This is a genomic window from Hoylesella oralis ATCC 33269 (assembly GCF_000185145.2).
Lineage (GTDB): Bacteria > Bacteroidota > Bacteroidia > Bacteroidales > Bacteroidaceae > Prevotella > Prevotella phocaeensis.
Genome location: NZ_GL833119.1, coordinates 563810 through 586848 on the forward strand (window position 1 = coordinate 563810; position 23039 = coordinate 586848).

Below are 23039 nucleotides of genomic sequence, written 5' to 3' on the forward strand. Positions count from 1 at the left end.
AAAAATAAGAAAAATCTCTTAACTTTTTCTTATCTTTGCGCACAATATAACAAACGTTTATACTAAATGGAAGCATTGAAAAAGTATTGGCTCGACGTGGCTGTCGTAGCATTGTTTGCCGTTATTTCGTTTGCCTATTTCATGCCGGCCGACCTTGAAGGCCGCATACTTTACCGACACGACAGCGCTGCAGGGCGAGGTATGGGGCACGAACAGCAGGAATATCTTGAACAAACGGGCGAACCCACGCGATGGACCAACTCTGTATTCGGCGGAATGCCCACTTATCAGACCGCTCCGTCGTACACCAGCAGCGACGCTTTGGGTAAGGTAATGGACGTATACCATCTGTGGTTGCCCGAAAACGTATGGTATGTGTTCGCTTACCTGCTTGGTTTTTACATTTTGCTTCGTGCGTTCGACTTCCGTAAAGAGCTCGCCGTGCTGGGCTCCATTATATGGGCGTTTAGCAGTTATTTCTTTATTATCATCGCTGCGGGGCACATCTGGAAGGTGATGGCGCTTGCTTATCTGCCCCCGATGATAGCGGGTGTGGTGCTTGCCTATAGGGGCAAGTTCCTTTGGGGATTTATTCTTACGGCGCTGTTCTCGGCGTTCGAGGTGAAAGCCAACCATGTTCAGATGACTTATTACTTCCTGTTCGTCATCTTGTTTATGATTATTGCCTATCTTATAGATGCCGTCAGAACCAACCGACTGGCACGTTTCGGCAAGGCAACGCTGGTATGTATGGCCGGTGCAGCCGTGGGTATCTGCCTCAATTTGAGCAACCTGTACCACACATGGCAGTATGGTCAGGAGAGTATGCGCGGCAAGAGCGAACTCGTGAAGAAAGATGTGTCGAACCAAACCAATAGCGGTCTCGACCGTGATTACATCACGCAGTGGAGCTATGGGGTGGGCGAAACATGGACACTCCTTGTGCCCAATGCCAAAGGAGGTGCCTCGGTACCGTTGTCGATGAACGAAACAGCGATGAAAAAGGCCAATCCCGAGTTTAATGAAATATACCAGCAACTCGGACAGTATTGGGGCGAACAGCCCGGAACGAGCGGCCCTGTCTATGTCGGAGCATTCGTATTGATGCTGTTCGTCTTAGGTCTGTTCATCGTAAAAGGCCCCATGAAGTGGGCACTCCTTGCGGCTACTGTGCTTTCGGTATTGCTCTCGTGGGGACGTAACTTCATGCCGTTTACCGATTTCTTCTTGGATTACGTGCCTATGTATGCCAAATTCCGCACGGTGGCATCCGTTTTAGTGGTCGCGGAGTTCACTATACCGCTGTTAGCCATGATGGCTTTGAAGAGAATAACAGACGAACCGGAACTGTTGACCGTAAAAATAAAGTACGTATATGTCAGTTTTGCGCTTACAGGCGGCATTGCTTTGCTGTTTGCACTAATGCCCTCGGTGTTCTTCTCCGACTTCGTATCGTCTTCAGAGTTGGCTTCTATGAAGAACATTCCCGCCGAATATCTCAATCCGTTGCTCGATAATCTGCGCGAAATGCGCAAGGCTGTGTTCGTTGCCGACTGTTGGCGTTCGTTCTGGATCATCGTTGCGGGCACGGCACTCCTGTTGCTTTTCAAAGCCAAGAAGTTGCGTTCGGAGTGGATGATCGGCATTATAGCGGTGTTATGCCTAATAGATATGTGGCAAGTTAATAAGCGTTATCTCAACGATGCTATGTTTGTAGAGCGGAGTGTGCGCGATACACCGCAAACAATGACGCCGACCGATCGCCAAATACTGATGGACAAATCGCTCGATTACCGCGTGCTGAACCTCGCGTCCAATACGTTCAACGAGAACGAAACCTCTTATTATCACAAGAGTATCGGCGGTTATCATGCCGCAAAGCTGCGTCGTTATCAGGAAATGATAGATGCCTATATCTCTCCGGAGATGCAGGCAATGATGCCAGCCATAGCAAAAGCCCAAGGCGATATTACCAAAGTGAACGGCGACAGCATATATCCGGTGCTGAATATGCTGAATGCCAAGTACTTTATTCTTCCGTTGCAAGGCGGACAAACGGTGCCCATACTGAACCCGTATGCCTATGGTAACGCATGGTTTATAGATAAATTGAGCTATGTGAATAACGCTAATCAGGAGTTAGACGCCATTGGGAAACTCGATTTGCGCCACGAAGGTGTGGCCGACATGAGGTTTAAAGAGCAGTTAGGCAATGCGGTTATGCAGGGTAAAACGTCGATTGTTACGCTTAAAGACTATAAACCGAACCATCTGATCTACGATGTAAATTCGGATACGGGCGGCATCATTGTGTTTTCAGAGATATATTATCCCGGGTGGACGGCCACTGTAGACGGCAAACCTGCCGTTCTCGGTCGTGTCGATTATATCTTGCGTGCACTTCGGGTGGGGGCCGGAAACCATCGGGTAGAACTCGATTTCCATCCTACATCTATCAAGAAAACCGAAACGGTGGCCTATCTGTCTTACGTAGTTCTGCTTTTAGCGGTGCTGTTCGGGGTGCTTGCAGAACGAAAACGCAAGCGGAAAAAGCCTTAAAACACGGCTGAACGAACCCTTTTCGCAATATTCATGCGGTTTATCCCTATGCTATATCTACGATAGACCATAGGGATAAACCGCACGCATATACGGTCTGATAGCGTTAGAGTGCCGCTTTGTCGGCGCCGATGATAACATTTGTTATCCATACTGTTTTGGTATGTTTTTTGTAGCCCTCTTTATAAAGAAATTTAAACAACAGGTATAGCGGTATGAGTCTCAATATACAAAGAACTAAACAGAAGAGAATAGTTATCGTAGGCGGTGGTTTCGGCGGCATCGAACTGGCCGGAAGGCTGAAACATTCCGGATTTCAGATCGTGCTGATCGATAAGAACAATTACCATCAGTTCCCCCCATTGATCTATCAGGTGGCATCGGCAGGCATCGAACCCAGCTCGATTTCGTTTCCTTTCCGCCGTCTCTTCCAAAATCGGAGGGATGTTTTTTACCGCTATGCAGAGGCAAATTCCGTCGATACAGCGCATAAAGTGCTCCACACTTCCATAGGAGAAGTGGAGTATGATTACTTGGTGATGGCCGCCGGAGCGGCAACCAATTTCTTCGGCAACGAGCATATACAGCACGAAGCCTACCCGATGAAAACCGTTTCTGAGGCAATGAGCATCCGCAACATTATTCTTTCGAACATCGAAAAGGCCATCAGTACGACCGATAACGATGAGCGGCAGCAGCTGCTCAACATAGTGATAGTGGGCGGAGGCCCGTCGGGTGTGGAGATTGCAGGCGCGCTCTCGGAGATGAAGCGCATGGTTCTGCCGCGCGAATACCATGATCTCGATGCCGGTCTGATGAATATTTACTTGGTTAATGCCGACGATGTGCTGCTCAAAAGCATGTCGCCCGAATCGTCTGCCTCGGCAGAACGTTACCTTCGAAATATGGAGGTGAAACTCATACTCGGCAAGCGCGTGGTGGATTATAAGGATAATCTTGTGGTGTTGGAAGATGGGAACAGCATCCCTGCCGAAACCGTTATCTGGGTGAGCGGCGTGCGTGCAACGCAGATAGGCGGTATCGATAAAGCGTGTATCGGGCGCGGAGGACGGCTGAAAGTAGATGCTTTCAACCGCGTAGAAGGACTGAACGACGTCTTCAGCATTGGCGACCAGTGCATCATGACGGCCGATCCGAATTATCCTGACGGGCATCCTCAGCTTGCCCAAGTGGCCATACAGCAGGCTCGTAACTTGGCTGCAAACCTGAAAGCCGCAGCCGATGGGCATAGCATGGCGCCTTTCCGTTATCGGAACCTCGGCACCATGGCCACGGTAGGTCGCAATAAAGCGGTGGCAGAGATAGCAGGTTGCAAGTTTAAAGGGTTGTTTGCGTGGCTGCTTTGGCTCGTTGTACACTTGCGATCCATATTGGGTGTGAGAAACAAAGTAGTGGTATTGCTCAACTGGATTTGGAATTACATCAATTATAAACTATCTCTACGCCTTATCCTCAATTCTTATAAGCGCAGATAACGGCCGCCCCGTCAGCGAAATAGCTATGCCGTCAGCGTGTCGCATGCCTTGCTCGGCACCGACGTGTGCGGTAAAGTGCGCACGCAGATTATTTGGATGGCAAGCCTATTTTTGCTACCTTTGCGGGCGATTTATGAAAAGTTTTAGTTTTAACAAGCGCGAACCTTTGCGTTTCAAGCATTTCTCACGCAAGGGATATTCGCTTTTTGCAGCCTTAGGCAGGGAGGTTATCGTCGGTGTATTGAGCATCAGCACCCTCACTTATGCCAAGGCAGACGGCATCAGCATTAGGCCCGTGTTGGCTGAAGACACGCTGAAGCACCAAGAAGTGAAGCTGGAAGAGGTCGTAGTTACGGGCTCTCGCGCACCGCTGACTGCCCAACAGTCGGCACGAATGGTAACTGTACTGAGGCGAGAGGATATTGCCGCCGCCCCCGTACAAAGTGTTAACGATCTTTTGAAGTACGCCATAGGGGCGGATGTAAGGCAAAGAGGGCCTATCGGAGCGCAATCCGACGTGGGTATGCGTGGCGGAAACTACGAACAGGTGGCCATCCTGCTCAACGGTATCAATATCTGCGATCCGCAAACAGGGCATAATTCTTTCGATTTTCCCGTAGACCTAAGCGAAATAGAGCGCATAGAAGTCTTGGAAGGACCGGCCGGTCGTGTCTACGGAACATCCTCTCTACTCGGTGCAATCAACGTTATAACGCGCATACCCGATAGGAGCAGCGCCACTGCACATGCCGAAGGCGGTTCGTATGGCTACGCTTCGGGCGGCCTGCGCACCAATATCGTGAGCGGCAAATGGCGCAATCAGTTCTCGGGAAGCTATGCCCGAAGTGACGGATACAGCCGCAATAAGGCCGGTACACTTAATGCGGATTACCGCGGAACCAAGGCTTTTTATCAGGGAAACTATCGGGATGGCGATCTTAAAATAAGTTGGCATGCCGGTTTGAGCAGCAAAAATTTCGGTTCAAATACGTTCTATGGCGTTAAATGGGACGACCAATTCGAGCACACCTTCAAGTCTTTTACCGCCTTGCAGGCCGAGGTTAAGAGCGGTAGTTTCTATTTCCGTCCGTCGTTCTATTGGAATAGAAGCACGGATCGCTTTGAACTTTTCCGCGATGCACCCCACAAATATCCGTTCAATTACAACCGTACAGATGTGTATGGTGTAAATCTTAACGCTTATGCAGACTGGGCCTTGGGGCGCACGGCAGTAGGTGCAGAGCTGCGAAACGAAGACCTTGTGAGCGGTAACCTCGGCGAACAGCTCGCCCGCCCGCACCGCATTCACGGCGCAGATCGTAGCTACGACCGCGGATTAAACCGCACCAATGTCAGTTTCATTGTAGAACATAACGTGTTGCTCCGCCGTTTTACCCTTTCTATGGGTATCATCGCCACCAAAAATTCGTGGGCTGAAATGAACATGCGCGTATATCCCGGCGCCGACGTTTCGTATAGATTGGACGATCATTTCAAGCTCTTTGCATCATATAACACCTCGCTTCGTATGCCTTCTGTTACCGAACTGTACTATTCGGTAGGGGGACATAAGGCCGACAAATACCTGAAACCCGAAGAGTTGTCGGCGCTCGAAGGCGGATTGAAATACCGCTCCGACGGCGTTTCGGGCACTGCAAGCGTGTATTACAACCATTGTAAAAACCTGATAGACTGGATACGTTACACTGCCGAAGGGCCCAACGGCGAGTGGCATTCGGTAAACTTCGGAACGATAAACTCTACAGGTATCGAGGCTGCATTGCGGTTCGACTTCGACAGACTGTGGCCCTCGCAGCATTTCCTGCGCAGCGTAGACGTGGCATACCATTATATCGACCAGAATAAGCAGGAACACGACGGCTTGCAGAGTCGCTATGTACTGGAATTCCTTCGGCATAAAATCGTGGCTGGCATGCAGTTGCATGTGTGGAACAAGCTCAATATGACGCTGGCATATCGCTTTGCCGACCGTACCGGAAGCTATACCGATGTGCAAGGACAGGTACAAACGTATCGGCCGTACAGTATCGTCGACGCCCGAATGTCGTGGAACGATGCCGGATATAAGCTGTATGTAGAGGCGAACAACCTATCCGGTAAAAAGTATGTAGATGTGGGCAATGTGCCTCAGCCCGGCGCTTGGGTGACGGCAGGATGCTCTATCGACATCGATTTATAAATAATATACTGGAGTCGGCAAGGCCGTTAATCATCGGAAAACCGCCTATGCCGACTCCTTTTTCTGTCTAAACGAATACACTATGCAACGTATATTTCTTTTGTTGTTGCAGGTTTTTCTGCTTGCATGCAGCACAAATATGCCCGTTGAAAGTACGGGCAAATACGCCATGTTGCGCGAGGGAGACCTGTTGTTTTGTATCGCTGCCAAAGGTAATGCCATCACAGATGTAACCGAGGGCACCGAAAATATGAATATAGATCATGTGGCCATCGTTCATTATCGTGGCAATTCGCCGTATGCTTTGGAGGCTGTAAGACAAGGAGTGGTGCTGACCGAGATCGACAGTTTTATGAAACGTAACAGCCGCAACGCATCCCTGCCGCTGGTATTGGCAAGTCGTTTGCGCGATACCACGGGCGTATCGCGCTCGGTGAGCCGCGCTCTAACCCACTTAGGCAAGCCGTATGATTACAATTTCATGCCCGATGATGACCGCATATATTGCAGCGAATTGGTACAAAAGTCGTATGTAGATGCCAACGGAGAGCTTATTTTTAAGCCGATACCCATGTCGTTTCATGATCGTAACGGCCGCATAACCGACTATTGGAAGGCTTATTACGGCCGACAAGGTCTACAGGTTCCCGAAGGTGAACCGGGCAGCAATCCGGGCGATCTGTCGCGAAGAAAAGAGCTGGCCGTGGTATATCGTTTCTACAAACCGTAGAGGCGTCGGCACTGCCACGGCCGTATTTTTATCCGTTCTGTGCAGGCTGTCATCGGAATTTTCCTTATTTTTGCAGTATGGAATTCAGAACTATCGTCGATATACCGAAAGGAAAGTTCGAGATAAAGCCGCTCGAACGGATGTTATTTGTAGGTTCTTGCTTTGCTGAAAGTATGGGCAAGCGGTTTCAGGAAGAGAAGTTTCGTGCCGAGGTGAACCCTTTCGGCGTGATGTACAATCCGGCTTCCGTTCTTCACACCGTGGAACGATACCGCGGAGAGGCCCCTCGAACGGCGATATTCACACTGGGTACCAACCGCGTATATCGATTTAAGGAGACCGGAGAGATTGTAGACAACTGCCAAAAGCGCCCCCAAAGCCTCTTTCAGGAGGAAAGTTTAAGCGTTGAAGCGTGTACCCGTTACCTTTGCAAGGCCGTAGAGGCGCTGCAAGAACGCAATCCGGCGGTACAAGTCATAGTTACCGTTAGCCCTATACGGTATCGCAAATACGGCTATCACGGCAGTCAACTCTCGAAAGCCGTCCTTCTGCTGGCGACAGACGCGCTGGCCGAGCGTTACGACTGCGTGAGTTATTTCCCCGCCTACGAACTTGTAAACGACGAATTGCGCGACTACAGGTTCTATAAAGAGGATATGTTGCACCCCAACGACCAAGCTGTAGCCTACATATACGAACGGTTTTCCGCGTGTTATTTTGCCGAAGAGACCGAACGTTTTATAGCAGAATGGCGACCTATCAAGGAGGCCTTGAGGCACAAACCGTTCGATCCGGACAGCACGGAATATAAAGATTTCATGGCAAAGACCATGCAGAAGCTGGCCTGTCTGCGCCGGAAATATCCCGAACTCGACGTATCCATCGCCTCTTGATTATCACTGTTCTATCAGCAGACCATAGGTCTGTCTCCCTCAGATGGCATATCTAAGAGGGGCAGACAGTTACTCTAAGCATTTTAGACAGATGTTCTAAGAAACGTATCCTATAATCCTGTTTTAAACATTCTTGTGCCCAGCTCTTTTTGCGCCGTTATCATTCTATCCCTTTACCTTTAAGATATTTCTATCATTCCGCCTATTTTTATCCGTATAACGGCACATATATATTCAGCATATACCATATTTTTTTCATGTAAATTGCCGGAAATTTGTATTTATCAATTCATTTTACTATTTTTGTCGGTAAAGAGCTATATATTTAGGTATGCCGAATATTATCGTTAGGCATGCCTTTTGATTTAAATAGACAGGCAGTCTGTTGTCTTTAAACCGTATTTGTATGAAACATATCCGTTTGTTCATGGCTTTGTTGCTGTTGCTCATATCGTTGTCGAACGTCGCTCAGCGCCGCATACCCAATATATCTGTCGCCATCGGGCACCGTTCTCAAGACTCTCTTGCGGTACGAAATGCAAATGTAGGGATTATGGGCCGTGCCGATACATTGAGCGGTTTCCAGCTGCAACTGCTTATGGCATCGACGAAAAACGATGCTCATGGCGTACAAATAGGCGGCCTTTTCAATGCCGTGGGAGGACGAATAAGCGGCTTACAGTTATCGGGTGTTTCTAATATAGCTGCATCTGTGCGCGGTATACAACTCTCCGGTTTCTCGAATATCTTACTTACACCGCTGCGAGGCATGCAGATAAGCGCCCTAACCAATATTTCTATGGGCGTCGGACGCGGCATACAGCTTGCCGGCATTGCCAATATAAGCTCGGGAAATGTACATGGAGTGCAGGCAGGAACCTATAATTATACCGATACATTGCATGGATTGCAGCTGGGATTTATCAATGTAGCGCAGACGCACCCGCGTGGCATGCAGGTCGGCATCATCAACTTCACCCGCGATACGCAGGCCCGAAAGCTCGGACTTGTTAATATTAATCCGCAAACCGATATCGATTTCCTTGCATTTGCGGGCAACACGTCGAAGCTGAACGGTGCACTCCGCTTTCGTAACCGCAGTACCTACAGCATAATAGGCGTAGGAACACACTACATGGGACTTGACAGTAAGTTCTCCGGAACGCTTTTTTACCGTCTCGGACAGTATTTCCGTCTCTCTCCCAAGTGGACTGTAAGCGGCGATATCGGCTATTATCACATCGAAACATTCGAAAGGAACAGCACCGATAAGCCCGAAAGACTTTACTCGCTGCAGGCACATGTCAATATCGATTACCAGATCAACCGCCGATTGGGAGCCTTCGCATCGGTGGGATATGGCGATACTCGCCATTATTACCATAACGAACATTACCGACAAAGGCTGATTGCACAGGTGGGACTTTCGTTCCGTTACCAACGTAACAAGGTGGACCGTTCGCTCAATGGCGATCCTTTAACGGCCGATACCCTACAGTCCGGCACCGACGAGCGCATGGCCTTGCCTCTAAAGAAACGCTATTGGATTGCCGCAGCCGAGGCAACCGGCATCAATGCATTGGTATTCGGTTTCGATCGTTTCATAATGAATGAAGACTTTGCACAGGTAAATATCCACACTATACGCAACAACTTCAAGACGGGTTTCGTATGGGATAACGATCCTTTTGCTACCAACTTGTTCGCTCATCCCTATCATGGAAACCTCTATTTCAATTCGGCTCGCAGCAACGGATTGTCCTTCTGGGAGTCGATGCCCTATGCTATAGGAGGCAGTCTTATGTGGGAGATGCTTGCCGAATGTGAGCCCCCAGCCATCAATGATTGGATGGCAACATCGTTAGGGGGTACATGTCTCGGCGAAATAACCAACAGAATATCCCGTATGATCCTTAATGATCGCACGCAAGGATTAGGACGTTTCTTGCGTGAAGCGGCTGCCTTCATCGTGAATCCCATGCAAGGATTTAACCGACTGGTACGGGGCGATGCTTATAGAGTGCGAAACAAGAATTATCTTTACCACGACTTCGGGCAGATACCCGTAGAACTGTCGCTCTCGTTCGGTAACAGATACCTTGCTGATGATGGGGGATTGTTCCGCGGAGAGCACAATCCGTATGTGAATGTTTACTTGGAATACGGCGATATATTTAGTGAAGAAACGAACAAACCCTACGATTATTTTTCGGCAAACCTCACACTTGGGCTTAGCGGTAATCAGCCCTTGCTCAACAGTGCCCATCTGATAGGGCGGTTATGGAGTGCACCTGTGGTTACCGGAAAGCGAATTAAGACCGAATTCGGTATCTTCCAGCACTTTAATTTCTATAATAGCATGCCCGTAAAAGACGGAACTTCGCTCACTCCTTACCGCATTTCAGAGGCCGTGGCATTCGGTCCGGGCCTCGTATTCCGCTTTCCTGCCGTGGCTAACCTGTCGCGTTTGGAGCAACGCATCTTCTTCGATGGCATCATGCTCGGCGGCTCTAAGAGCGATTATTATAATGTTATCGACCGCGATTACAACATGGGAAGCGGCTTCAGCTTTAAAACCAATACGGTTATGGAGTTCCCCCGTTTGCTGCGTATGGTGCTCAATATAGACTATTATCGTATCTTTACTTGGAAAGGATACGAAACTAAAGACCTGTCTTCTACCGATCCATTGTATTATAACGTGCAGGGCGACCGCTCTATAGCGAGCCTCATGGTGTTGAATCCTATGTTTGTGTTCAGATTGAAAGATAGGTTCAGCACCGAAATGAGCGGCAGTTATTTCGTTCGGACTACGTATTACAAGTATCATGAGAACGTAAGAGCCAACACGTTCGAAATAAAAGTCGGTCTTGTTTATCGCTTCTGACGGTGGCCGATGTTGGGAAATACGCCCTTTCTTCGTATTTTCGGCATGAAGAGAGGCGCGATTTTCCGGAAACACATAGTATAAGCGGCTGCGGAATATGATATGTCTGTTTCGCTTAGGCACATGCTCTGTGTTCGGTAGATGTACTATTTACGCCCGACAGGAGGGATATCTATCTTGCACGATGAGAGCATGCAAGAGTAACGAATGGGCAAGATGGCAGCTGAAAATATTCGGTGGAATGGCGGTAAACGGTATTTTTTCGTGTTATTTCTTTGCTGTTCACCCGAATACTTTTATCTTTGTAACGTTAAAATTCTAATATACAATGAAAGTTAAATCTATTTTCTTAATGGCGGCATTGTTTATGGCAATGGATGTATGTGGGCAAACTAAAGTCATTGCCCATCGTGGTTACTGGGATACGGAAGGCGCTTCGCAGAACTCGCGTGCATCGCTCAAGAACGCTCTTGATTTGAATATTTACGGTTCGGAGACCGATATATGGCTTACAACCGACGGGCATTTAATGGTTAATCATGATCCTTCGTACAAGGGTATTACCCTTCAAAAAGCCACTTATGCACAATGTAAGAACCTTACTTTGAGCAATGGTGAGAAGATGCCCGAACTGAAAGAGTTCTTACAGATAATGAAAAAGACCAAAAGTCGTACGAAATTGATCATCGAAATTAAGAAACATGACAAGTTAGAAGCCAATCGAGCGGCGGCACGTGCCACGGTTAAGGCTGTTAAAAAGTATGGCGTAGCCAAAAAGGTTGAGTATATATCGTTCAGTCTTGAGGCGTGTAAAGAACTTGTGAAGTGCGCTCCGAAAGCTCGTGTGGCTTATCTGAATGGCGATATTACGCCGGCCATGCTCTATATAGATAACATAACGGGCATCGATTACCACCTAAGTGTGCTTCGAGATAACCCGCATTGGGTGGATGAAGCTCATGGATTAGACATGGATGTGAACGTATGGACGGTGAATAAGGCAACGGATATGAGAGAAATGAAGAAACTCGGTGTGGATTATATTACCACAAATAATCCTTTGGAAGCTATTGAGGTGTGCAAAGAAAAGTAAGGCTGATTGCCGTATTCCTGTTCTTCGTAGTAGGAACAAACCTCGCGCAAGCTCAACAGAAGCAGAGTAAAACGGCGTTGTTGCTCGAAAAGAGGGGATATGTGAACGTGAAGAAAGAGGAACCTTCTATCTTCGTATCGCTGATGTATGCCCGTCCCGACAATTTTACCGGCACTGTGCTTTATGATGATTTGCGCGATGCGTTTCTTTATCCTACGGCTGCTAAGGCACTCGCACGTGCCCAAAAGCGGCTGAAGGAATTGCGTCCGGACCTTAGTCTGAAGGTGTACGATGCAGCCAGACCTATGTCTATACAGCAAAAGATGTGGGATCAAGTGAAAAATACTCCTAAGAATATTTATGTCAGCAACCCCGCTCATGGCGGCGGTATGCATAATTATGGCATGGCAGTAGATATAACTTTATGCGATATAAAGGGCGATACGCTCGATATGGGTACCAAGATAGACTACATGGGTGTGGCGGCACACATCGATAAAGAGGCGCAACTCGTGGCCGACAAGCGTATTAGTAAGCAGGCAAAACGTAATCGTGAGCTTCTTAGAGCGGTAATGCGTTATGCCGGTTTCATGCCTCTGCGTACCGAATGGTGGCATTTCAATTTCTGTACAAGAGTACAGGCCAAGCGTTATTACCGCATAATAGAGTAGACGTTTGCTTGATAGAAAGTAATAAATTCCTTACTTTAATTTGGAAATATGTAATAAATAGCTTACCTTTGCGATGGAAACAGAAATAAGACTTTTGATACCTACCGAAGAATTTAACGACTTTTATGAACGTTTAAGCGATAGAGTGAAAAGTAAATATGATTATGTTATGTCTATTATGGCAACACAATATGTTGTAAGTGAGAAGTTTGTAAAGCATTTAGAGGGTACGGATTTTTATGAAATGCGTGTATCCATTAGTTCAAATGAGTACCGTACAGTGATATTCGCTATTGATGGTGATAACTTTATGAGTAGTAAACGGATTGTACTTTTAGGCTCTTTTCTTAAAAAAGATACCAAACAATATAAGATTGAAATTAATAAATCATCTCAGATTTTGGATAAATGGAGGAAGATATATGTGGAAGATAAATGAAGAAAAGCTAAAGGGTGTAAAGACTATAAACGACAGATTTAATGAACAGTACGGCCTTCCGGGTACCCCGTCACGCGAGGATTTCGAGGCAAGAGCTAAGGCGTGGTACTATTCCGAGCTATTGAAAGAGGAGCGAAAGAGACAGAATATAACACAAAAACAGTTGGCCGAAATGGTCGGAAAGAAGCGTGAATACATCTCATCCTTAGAGAATGGGAAGGTTGATATGCAGCTCTCGACCTTTTTCCGCATAGCAGGAGCGCTGGGATTGAATATATCTTTCGGATGAAATCGGTACGCATACTCTCATGACAAATACTGCCACCACGCGCTTTATCAACCGTTTTGCAAATGCGGACGTGCGGGATTTGGCACTCAGAGCGGCACGCTTTCCCGATGTGGACATGCCTTTTGCGCTCGAACAGATAGCAGGCAGGCAGAAAGCACGCACCAAATTGCCCTCATGGGCGGCAGTGGAAGGTATTGTTTATCCGACGCATATATCGATGGAACAGTGTTCCTCGGAGCAGGCGGCGCGGTATAAAGGGAAATTGGCCGTGCGGTTGTGTGGCAACAGAGAGACACCGAAAGGACGAAAATATGACTTTGTAGACTTGACAGGCGGTTTTGGCGTCGACTTTTCTTTTATTGCCAAATCCTTGAAAAACAGCAATTTATTCGATGATTTTCGTGCATGTTATGTGGAACGTCAGCAACATCTGTGCGGTGTGGCAAGCCACAATTTCGGCCTTTTAGGGTTGACTTATGCGGACGTGACGTGCAGTGACGGAATAGCGTTTCTGCATGGTATGGAGTATACCGGTATCATTTATCTCGATCCGGCACGCCGAAATCTTCAGGGAAGTAAGACGTATGCCATCGAAGACTGTATGCCGAATGTGCTGCAGATAGCCGAAGAACTTGTGACGAAAGCAGGGTATGTACTTGTTAAACTATCGCCTATGCTCGATTGGCACAAGGCTGTAGCCGATTTGAAGCATGTATCCGAAGTACATATCGTGTCTGTGAATAACGAATGCAAGGAACTTCTGCTTGTGTTGCAACGTGTTGTTGCGGGCGATGTTCATGTGTTCTGTGTGAACGATAGCGAGGTTTTCGATTACTTGTATCGTGCCGATGGCAGAAACGCTGTGCCCGTTTTATCAGCTCCTTTAGCGGAGGGAATGTGGTTGTATGAGCCCAATGCCTCTATCATGAAAGCCGGATGTTTTGCACAGTTGTGCCTTGCGTATGCACTGAAAAGCGTTTCACACAACTCGCACCTATTCGTTTCTACAGATAAATTAAGCGGTTTCCCCGGCAGGAGCTTTCGGATATTGTCCGTATCATCGATGAACAGGAAAGATTTGCGCCATGCCTTGAACGGTATTTCGTATGCCAATATTGCGGTAAGAAACTTTCCTATGTCGGTTGCAGAGCTACGTAAACGGTTGAAGTTGAAGGATGGAGGCGATATATATATCTTTGCCACCACCGATGCAACCGGCAATCATCTGTTGTTGATAGGCCGAAAAGCAGATTAAAAAACGGCATGCAGTCGTGCTGTTGCATGCAATATGTCTTGAAGGAGTTCCCACAAAGGGATTTGTCACACTGTATATTAGGTATCAAAATTTACCGCCTGAGAATTGTTAGCATAATACCTACACCGGATATTGTTAGCATGTTTACTTGTGAATTTATTTTTCAAAAGTAAAAAAACAGTAAAATTATTTGGATATACATCTCCTTTTTATTTATCTTTGTGCGGAGAATAATAGTTGTGTGGGATTATAATAGATGAAAGAAATTCAAAGAATTACAGTAGTAGACTGATTGTTTTCTTTCTTTCTTTTTAGTCTGATAAGCATACATGAGCAAAGAGTTCTCTTCTGTAATTTATACCATAAAAACAATAATATCCTAATTAATAATCTGGTTATATGAAAAGAATTATTATTTGTTTATTTCTTTTATCGGCTGTCATGCCTAACTTAGCTGCGAAACCTAAGGCTAAGCATGTGCTGATGATAGCTATTGACGGTTGGGCTTCCTGGGCTTTTCAGCAAGCCGACCATGTTCCTAACATGCACAATCTGATGGAGAATGGATGCTATACGATGAAGAAGCGCTCTATGCTACCTTCGGCTTCCGCAATCAACTGGGCTACCACTTTCATGGGAATATCCACTGAAATGCACGGATATACCCAATGGAATTCCAGAAAACCGGAAATACCTCCGGTGGAAGTAAATAGTCGAGGGATTTGTCCTACTATCTATTCCATTATTCGAGAGCAAAAGCCTACTGTAGAGACTGGCTGTATTTGCGATTGGGATGTCATTCCTTATCTCATCGACTCCACTACAGTGTCGTATCATGAATATACCCTAAGTCCCGGAAACGCCTGTGAACCTCTTACTCAGAAGGCTATATCGTATATTAAGGCAAAAAAACCAGACTTCTTTACTGTCTATTATGCCGGTTTAGATGAGACTGGACATATCAAAGGATGGGGAACTCCTGAGTATTTTGCTTTTATGCAGCGGATAGACACTTGTATAGGGCAACTAGTACAGGCCTTGAAAGATGCCGGTATCTATGATGATACCGTGATTATGATTACCTCTGATCACGGCGGCAAAGATAAGGGACACGGGGGATTATCTCTCGAAGAAATGCTTACACCTTATATTATATGTGGCAAGAACGTGAAGAAAGGTGGCGAATTTAAAGAAGTAATGATGCAGTTCGACGTGCCTGCTACGGTAGCTTACATTCTTGGTGTTACGCCTCCGCAATCGTGGATCGGTCGCCCTGTAAAGCAAGTGTTCAAATAAGGGAAAGCCAGAAACGAAATCTAACAAAAGCACTTTTAAGAAATAAGGGAATATTTAGCGGAGGCTCTGTGAGTGGCTATTGATGCCCGATTAATAGTGGCAGAGGTTCTGTGAACGGCTTTCAACACTCATAATGTGCCGATAAATTTCCTGTCGGCACATTATTTATTTGAAACGGATATCGAGTATTGTCTTATTCTCCATGGGTAATGCTATGTCTTACGCATAAGAATAAAAAATCTTTTTTTCTTTGTTATTCGCCCAATTTAGACTACCTTTGTATGCTAAAGCTTTATTAAGATCATTATATAATGTCATCAATAACCATTAAGAAGGTCGAAAACAAGAAAGAACTAAAAGCATTTATCGAGTTTCATTACGACCTTTATAAGGGCAATAAGTATGATGTGCCCACTCTTTACACCGACGATGTAAACACACTAAGCAAGGACAAGAACGCTGCTTTCGACTTCTGTGAGGCTCAATACTACTTGGCATACAAGGAAGGGCGGCTGTGTGGGCGCGTTGCTGCTATTATAAATCATCGCGCAAATGAGAGATGGAAGCGTAAGAGCGTACGTTTCGGTTGGATAGACTTTATAGATGATCGCGAAGTTTCGGCTGCTTTGCTCAGAGCAGTGGAGGATTTCGGTCGGCAAAAAGGTATGGATGAAGTTGTCGGACCGCTCGGATTTACCGATATGGATCCCGAGGGAATGCTTACGTGGGGTTTCGACAAACTCGGTACCATGGCCACCATTTACAATTATCCGTACTATCCGGAGCACATGGAGGCGATGGAGGACTATGAAAAAGATAACGACTACGTGGAGTTCTACCTTGAAGTACCGCCGACAGTTCCCGAAAAATATACAAAAATAGCCTCGATGGTCGAAGATAGGTATAACCTTCATGTGAAGAAACCCACACGGAAAGAAGTGGTAAAAGGCGGACTTGGCAAGAAAATATTCGATATCATCAATATTACTTTCAAAGACCTATATGGCTATTCCGAACTGTCTGATAAGCAAATACAGCAGTATGTAAAGATGTATTTTCCGCTTGCAGACCTGAATTTGATAACACTTATCGAAGATTGGAATGCCGATAAGAAAATCGTGGGGGTGGGTATAACGCTGCCATCGCTGTCGCGTGCTTTGCAGAAATGCCATAGAGGAAGGCTCTTTCCGTTCGGTTGGTGGCATTTGTTACGTGCTATCAAGTTTCATAAAACCGAAGGGGTAGACTTGCTTTTGCTCGGCATATTGCCGGAATATCGTGCGAAAGGCGCCAATGCATTGATGTTTGCCGACCTTATACCCCGCTATCAGGCCTACGGTTTCAAGTGGGGAGAGAGCCAAGTTGAGATGGAAAGCAACGAAAATGTGCAGAGCCAATGGGGCCCTCTGGAACCTGTAAACCATAAGCGCCGCCGTTGTTATAGGAAAAAACTGTAGGAGTATTTTATGTCAGACGAGATTATATTGAACGAAAACCGAGATATACAGCCCGTGTCTTATACGGATGAGAATATCAGGCATTTGTCGGATATGGAACATGTGCGTACCCGCCCGGGTATGTACATCGGACGTTTGGGCGACGGCTCGCTACCCGAAGACGGTATATATGTACTTTTGAAAGAAGTAATCGATAATTCTATCGATGAATTCAAGATGAATGCAGGCAAACGAATCGAGATAGATATCGAGGAAAACCTGCGGGTTACCGTGCGTGACTATGGCCGCGGTATACCACAGGGCAAACTTGTCGAGGCGGTGAGCGTGCTGAATACCGGCGGTAAGTACGACTCCAAGGCGTTTAAGAAAAGCGTAGGATTGAACGGAGTGGGCGTGAAAGCCGTGAATGCATTGAGCTCCCGTTTCGAAGTGAAGTCGTTCCGTGAGGGGAAGGTACGCGATATAACTTTCGAACGCGGTGAGAAAAAGACCGATAAAACATCGAAATCGACCGATGAAACCGGCACTTTTATTTATTTCGAACCCGATGATACGCTCTTTCAGAACTATCAATTTCACGATGATATCGTGGAAACAATGCTCCGAAACTACACTTATCTGAACTCAGGGCTTGCTATCATGTATAACGGCAGGCGTATCTTGAGTCGCAACGGATTGGAAGATCTGCTCAATGACAACATGACTAACGACGGTCTTTACCCTATTATTCACATTAAGGGCGAAGACATAGAGGTGGCGTTCACCCATACTAACCAGTACGGAGAGGAATATCACTCGTTTGTAAACGGCCAACACACCACACAGGGCGGCACTCATCAGAGCGCATTCAAGGAACATATCGCCCGTACCATTAAGGAGTTTTACAACAAGAACTACGAATACATCGATATTCGTAACGGTTTAGTGGCGGCAATTGCCATAAATGTCGAGGAACCAGTATTCGAAAGTCAGACGAAGATCAAGCTTGGATCGACGTTAATGGCACCGAATGGCGAGACTATTAATAAATATGTGGGCGATTTCTTGAAGAAGGAAGTCGACAATTTCTTACATATTCATCCCGATGTTGCCGAGGTTATGGAGAATAAGATTAAGGAAAGCGAGCGGGAACGCAAGGCTATGGCAGGCGTAACCAAACTTGCCCGCGAGCGTGCAAAGAAGGCCAATCTGCACAATCGTAAGCTGAGAGACTGCCGAATACACTACTCCGATACCAAAAATGACCGTAAGGAAGAGAGTTCCATTTTTATTACAGAGGGCGATTCTGCCAGTGGTAGTATCACTAAAAGTCGCGATGTAAACACACAGGCAGTGTTCTCGTTACGCGGAAAGCCACTCAATTCGTTCGGTCTAACCAAGAAAGTGGTTTACGAGAACGAGGAGTTTAACCTCTTACAGGCAGCACTTGATATCGAAGAAGGTCTCGATACTTTAAGATATAATAAGGTGATAGTCGCTACAGATGCCGATGTAGACGGCATGCATATACGGCTTCTCATCATTACATTCTTCCTTCAGTTCTTTCCGGAGCTCATCAAGAAAGGACATGTGTTCGTTCTTCAGACTCCACTCTTTCGTGTTCGTAACCGCAGAACCAAGATACGCGATAAACAAGTGATAGAAGAAGCTGATGCAAAGCTCAAAAAAGGCGAACGAAAAAGCGACTTTATCACCCGTTATTGCTACAGTGAGGAAGAACGGCAGAAGGCAATAAAAGACCTCGGAACCGATCCCGAGATTACTAGATTTAAGGGATTGGGAGAGATTTCGCCCGATGAATTCGCGCATTTTATAGGTCCTGATATGCGTTTAGAGCAGGTTACGCTGCACAAGAACGATCAAGTGCAGAAACTGCTCGAATATTACATGGGGAAGAACACCATGGAACGTCAGAATTTTATTATAGATAATCTTGTGATAGAAGAAGATCTGCCCGATGCAGACACCGATCCTATCGATTAAAGAAATTGTATTCAGGGTATTTATCCAATTATAACAACCATCTTATGAGAAGATTTTTCATAACCTCCATAGCCATTCTATTGGCATCGTCTGCCATATCTCAAATCCGTATCAATGGCAAAGACGTAAATCCGTTGTACAAATTAATAGCGGCAGAAGACTCTATTGCCAATCTATACGTAGAACCTGTAGACGAAAATAAGCTTGTGGAAGACGGCATACGCGGCATGCTGGAGAAACTCGATCCCCATTCTTCCTACACTACGGCTAAGGAAACCAAGGCGTTAACCGAACCTTTGCAGGGCTCGTTCGAGGGTATCGGCGTACAATTTAATATGATACAAGACACGTTGCTTGTTATTCAACCCGTAGTGAACGGCCCTTCGGAGAAAGTAGGAATATTGGCCGGCGACCGTATCGTGGCTGTTAACGACACTGCCATAGCAGGTGTAAAGATGGAACGTGAGGAAATAATGCGCCGCCTTCGTGGTAAGAAAGGCACTAAGGTCCGCCTTGAAATCGTTCGACGTGGCATTAAAGACAGGCTTTATTTCACGGTTACGCGCGACAAAATACCCGTGAAGACCATCGATGCCGTTTACATGATACGTCCGGAAGTGGGCTATATCCGTATCGGGAGCTTTGGAGCAACCACATACGATGAATTCATGGCTGGCGTAGACTCACTGAAACGCAACGGAATGAAAGACCTTATTCTCGATCTTCAGGATAATGGAGGAGGGTATATGCTGGCTGCTATCCGGATTGCCAACGAATTTTTACAGCGCAACGACCTCATTGTATATACCCAAGGACGCCGTGCCAATAGCGAAGGATACCGTGCGAGAGGCAACGGAAAACTGCTTACGGGCAAGGTATTTGTGCTTATCAACGAGTATTCGGCTTCGGCCTCGGAGATTGTTACGGGTGCTCTGCAAGACCAAGACCGCGCACAAGTGGTAGGCAGACGGTCGTTCGGTAAGGGGTTGGTGCAGCGCCCGATAGTATTCCGCGACGGTTCCATGATCCGTCTTACCATAGCCCATTACTACACCCCATCGGGGAGATGCATCCAAAAACCTTATGAAAAAGGCGATAGAAAGAGCTATGCCGAAGATATAGAGAACAGATTCAAACACGGGGAGTTATATAGTGCAGACAGCATACATCTGTCCGACTCGCTTAAATATTACACTTTGCGCCGTCATCGGGTAGTTTACGGCGGCGGAGGCATCATGCCCGACTTCTTCGTACCTTTAGATACCGCTCAATATACCCCATTCCATCGGCAGATAGCAGCAAAGAGTATCATTATTAATGCTAATTTGAAATACATCGACAACAACCGCCGACAACTAAAGAAGAAATATCCGACGTTCAAAGACTTTGATGCTAACTTCGATATACCGCAATCTGTCATCGATGAAATGCTGAAAGAAGCAGAGAAACAGAAGATTAAACCCAAGACACCCGAAGAACTCAAACAGACTTTGCCCATGCTCCGTCAGCAGATGAAAGCGCTTGTAGCCCGCGATTTATGGGATATGACCGAGTATTTCCAGATCATGAACCGCAGCAATCATATCGTACAAAAGGCGGTGGAGCTGGTAGGCGAATAAACCATTTTTATTGCATAAAGCGGTTAAATGGAAAAGATGATAAGGGCATTGATGGCGGTAATGCCGATAAAACTGTTTTCCGAACTGCTATAGATATTATGTTTATGTCGTTTGGGCCATGCATATAAATTCGTTATATGCATGGCCCAAACGATATAAATGCATGGTCTATAAAACTTGTGTTGTTTCGGTATCTTTTATGTTTCCCAGCTCTTTTATCTGTTTCTCGAACATATTTCGGTCACCGATGGCGCTGTTCTTGATTTTGGCACGGTAGTTATAAATGGTATTTACCGAATAATGTAGAAATTCGGCTATCTTCGTACTGTCGTCTATACCCAGCCTGATGAGGGCGAACACGCGTATTGGTGTGGTCAGTTTATTAGGATTGGACAGATGGATGCGGTCTTTGGGCTTGAGAAGTGCATTGAAATCGTTTACGAAATTAGGAAACAACGTTATAAACACAGCATCGAAGTTTACATAGAGTTCATCTATTTCCTTATTTTTGATATCGGCCGATTTGGTGATCTGCATCACCTTCTCGTATTGCCTATTCAGCATCATTCTGTTGATTTGTCTACGCAAGTCATCCATTTTATCAATATACAGTGAGCACATACCGATAAATCGTCCGATGTAAGCCTCTTTTACTCGATTACTTTCATTGAGTTTATGGTTCGTGTCCGATAGTTTATGGTTGGTAGCATCCAGTTTTCGGTTGCTTTCCGACAGTTTTCGGTTAAGTTGTTCCAGACTTTCGTTAGCCTCTTTCAGTGTGTTGCGTGCCATCACCAAATGCTTTCGTTGTTTGTTAACATAGTAAAGCAGGAACAAAAGTAATACCGACATAAGACTTACAGTGACGGTGAAAATGGAAAGTATGCGGTTTTTGCTGCGGATGATTTTCTGATAATCTTTGCTGATATAGTGGACTATCGGCGATATTTGCCAGTTACGTATGCGCGTACCGAAGAAGTTAGCCGCATTCCATGCATAGTTAATGTATCGATAAGAGCGGTCGATATCGCCTTCTTTATCCAGTTGTCGAGCCAAAGTCCATAGCGACGCTTGGTCCATAATGGCATTACGTATGTCGCAGATGGCCGATTTTGCCAGCCAGTATTTCATTTTTTCCGTGTTTCCCATGTGCTCATATATCAATTGCCGATAATATGCGGCGATGGCATATTTGTGAGAAAGAGGCTTTGCCATGCCCAGAAGTTGGTTGTTTATATGGAGAGCTTCTGCATATTGATTATTGTAAATAAGAGTTCTTTCTTTTACCTCGAGATAGTCTGTGCTATGCCGGTCGACCTGACAGTACATGGAATCGCTGTATATGGAGGCCTGCCGGTAATATTGTTTTTGCACTTCGGGGATATTACTGTGGTATCCAAGTTCATTGTAAAGATAGTTCTTGGTTTTATAATAGATGCCCAATTCTCTTTTGCCAAACATGCTTTTGTTCATTTTATCCAGTATTTCGGATGCCTCGAAATACATGCCTCCGGTTGTAAGTTGATGGGCAATGAGAATCATACAATAAGTTTCGCGGTGTTTGTCGCCGGCATTATGGGAAATATCAATGCACCTTTTAATGTATGCAATGGCAGAGTCGTTTATGAAAGAGCGGTATTCTTCGAATAAACGAAAGTTGAGTTGATAAATACTTTCGGTGTTCTTGGTTTGTTGTAAGGAATTTTTAAGCGTTGCAATTCGTTTTTCGCGTTGCTTGATGAATACGGCCGAGTTGGCTACAGCGTCGTCTAATTGGCGATATAGGCTATTTATATTCTCGTTTTGCGCGTTTGAATGTAATGGTAAACATAGAAATATGATAAGTATGAAGAACAATTTCATTGTGAATGAAGGTTGGTTGAATATTTTGTTTCGGCGGGTATGTTGTGATATGTCTTGCAGTTCGACATTGTAAACCAAGGCTCAATGCAAAGATAGTAAATGGGGTTGATATGAACAAACATTCGGTCATTATTTTAAAAAAGGGTAACTGTTCATCTTACACCTATATTCTGTTGAGCATATACCTATCTTGTATAAGGCATACACCTTTAGTGTATAGAAAACGGAAAGGTATTTTCAGGAAGAGAAAACAACGACAGTATGCTGTTGTCATGCTGCCATATCTGTAATACTTGTGTTAAACTAACA

16 protein-coding genes are annotated in these 23039 nt (G+C 45.9%); 15 read left to right on the forward strand and 1 reads right to left on the reverse strand.

The window, feature by feature from the left end; genetic code table 11:
- Positions 1–66: 66 nt before the first annotated feature.
- The 15 genes from HMPREF0663_RS05010 to HMPREF0663_RS05080 all read left to right on the forward strand — a co-directional run bounded on the left by HMPREF0663_RS05010 (position 67) and on the right by HMPREF0663_RS05080 (position 20867).
- On the forward strand, positions 67–2559 hold the full coding sequence (locus HMPREF0663_RS05010; protein WP_004369182.1) for a YfhO family protein: 2493 nt from the start codon (positions 67–69) through the stop codon (positions 2557–2559).
- A 215-nt stretch (positions 2560–2774) separates the two neighbouring features.
- Positions 2775–4055 carry an NAD(P)/FAD-dependent oxidoreductase gene (locus HMPREF0663_RS05015; RefSeq protein ID WP_004369183.1) on the forward strand — a complete coding sequence of 427 codons (1281 nt, stop codon included), beginning with the start codon at positions 2775–2777 and terminating at the stop codon, positions 4053–4055.
- Between the two features lie 133 nt (positions 4056–4188).
- Positions 4189–6255 carry a TonB-dependent receptor plug domain-containing protein gene (locus HMPREF0663_RS05020; RefSeq protein WP_004369184.1) on the forward strand — a complete coding sequence of 689 codons (2067 nt, stop codon included), beginning with the start codon at positions 4189–4191 and terminating at the stop codon, positions 6253–6255.
- A gap of 82 nt (positions 6256–6337) precedes the next feature.
- A complete protein-coding gene (locus HMPREF0663_RS05025) occupies positions 6338–6985 on the forward strand; it encodes a YiiX/YebB-like N1pC/P60 family cysteine hydrolase (protein WP_004369185.1) in 648 nt (215 codons plus the stop codon).
- 77 nt (positions 6986–7062) lie between these two features.
- The gene (locus HMPREF0663_RS05030; protein WP_004369186.1) at positions 7063–7878 is read left to right on the forward strand and encodes a GSCFA domain-containing protein; all 816 of its coding nucleotides are present in this window, start codon (positions 7063–7065) and stop codon (positions 7876–7878) included.
- Between the two features lie 406 nt (positions 7879–8284).
- Entirely contained in the window at positions 8285–10765 is a 2481-nt protein-coding gene (locus HMPREF0663_RS05035) for a DUF3943 domain-containing protein (RefSeq protein WP_004369188.1), read from the forward strand.
- A gap of 328 nt (positions 10766–11093) precedes the next feature.
- Positions 11094–11858: a glycerophosphodiester phosphodiesterase family protein gene (locus HMPREF0663_RS05040; protein WP_004369190.1), complete on the forward strand. Its 765-nt coding sequence runs from the start codon at positions 11094–11096 to the stop codon at positions 11856–11858.
- Positions 11843–12529: a M15 family metallopeptidase gene (locus tag HMPREF0663_RS05045; protein ID WP_004369191.1), complete on the forward strand. Its 687-nt coding sequence runs from the start codon at positions 11843–11845 to the stop codon at positions 12527–12529. Before HMPREF0663_RS05040 ends, HMPREF0663_RS05045 begins: the two co-directional genes overlap by 16 nt.
- 73 nt (positions 12530–12602) lie before the next feature.
- On the forward strand, positions 12603–12968 hold the full coding sequence (locus tag HMPREF0663_RS05050) for a type II toxin-antitoxin system RelE/ParE family toxin (protein ID WP_004369192.1): 366 nt from the start codon (positions 12603–12605) through the stop codon (positions 12966–12968).
- Positions 12952–13257 carry a helix-turn-helix transcriptional regulator gene (locus HMPREF0663_RS05055; RefSeq protein WP_004369193.1) on the forward strand — a complete coding sequence of 102 codons (306 nt, stop codon included), beginning with the start codon at positions 12952–12954 and terminating at the stop codon, positions 13255–13257. Before HMPREF0663_RS05050 ends, HMPREF0663_RS05055 begins: the two co-directional genes overlap by 17 nt.
- A 19-nt stretch (positions 13258–13276) precedes the next feature.
- The gene (locus HMPREF0663_RS05060; protein WP_004369194.1) at positions 13277–14512 is read left to right on the forward strand and encodes a THUMP-like domain-containing protein; all 1236 of its coding nucleotides are present in this window, start codon (positions 13277–13279) and stop codon (positions 14510–14512) included.
- 399 nt (positions 14513–14911) lie between these two features.
- Complete coding sequence (locus tag HMPREF0663_RS05065; RefSeq protein WP_004369195.1) at positions 14912–15808, forward strand: alkaline phosphatase family protein; 897 nt, start codon at positions 14912–14914, stop codon at positions 15806–15808.
- Positions 15809–16119: 311 nt separating this feature from the next.
- A complete protein-coding gene (locus HMPREF0663_RS05070; protein ID WP_004369196.1) occupies positions 16120–17265 on the forward strand; it encodes a hypothetical protein in 1146 nt (381 codons plus the stop codon).
- A gap of 9 nt (positions 17266–17274) precedes the next feature.
- On the forward strand, positions 17275–19248 hold the full coding sequence (locus HMPREF0663_RS05075; protein WP_004369197.1) for a DNA topoisomerase IV subunit B: 1974 nt from the start codon (positions 17275–17277) through the stop codon (positions 19246–19248).
- Positions 19249–19292: 44 nt separating this feature from the next.
- Positions 19293–20867, forward strand: coding sequence for a S41 family peptidase (locus HMPREF0663_RS05080; protein WP_004369198.1), 1575 nt, complete (start codon positions 19293–19295; stop codon positions 20865–20867).
- A 168-nt stretch (positions 20868–21035) separates the two neighbouring features.
- Here the strand turns inward: HMPREF0663_RS05080 and susR are convergent, their stop codons facing one another.
- A complete protein-coding gene (gene susR / locus HMPREF0663_RS05085; RefSeq protein WP_004369200.1) occupies positions 21036–22730 on the reverse strand; it encodes a SusR family glycan utilization regulator in 1695 nt (564 codons plus the stop codon).
- Positions 22731–23039: the final 309 nt, after the last annotated feature.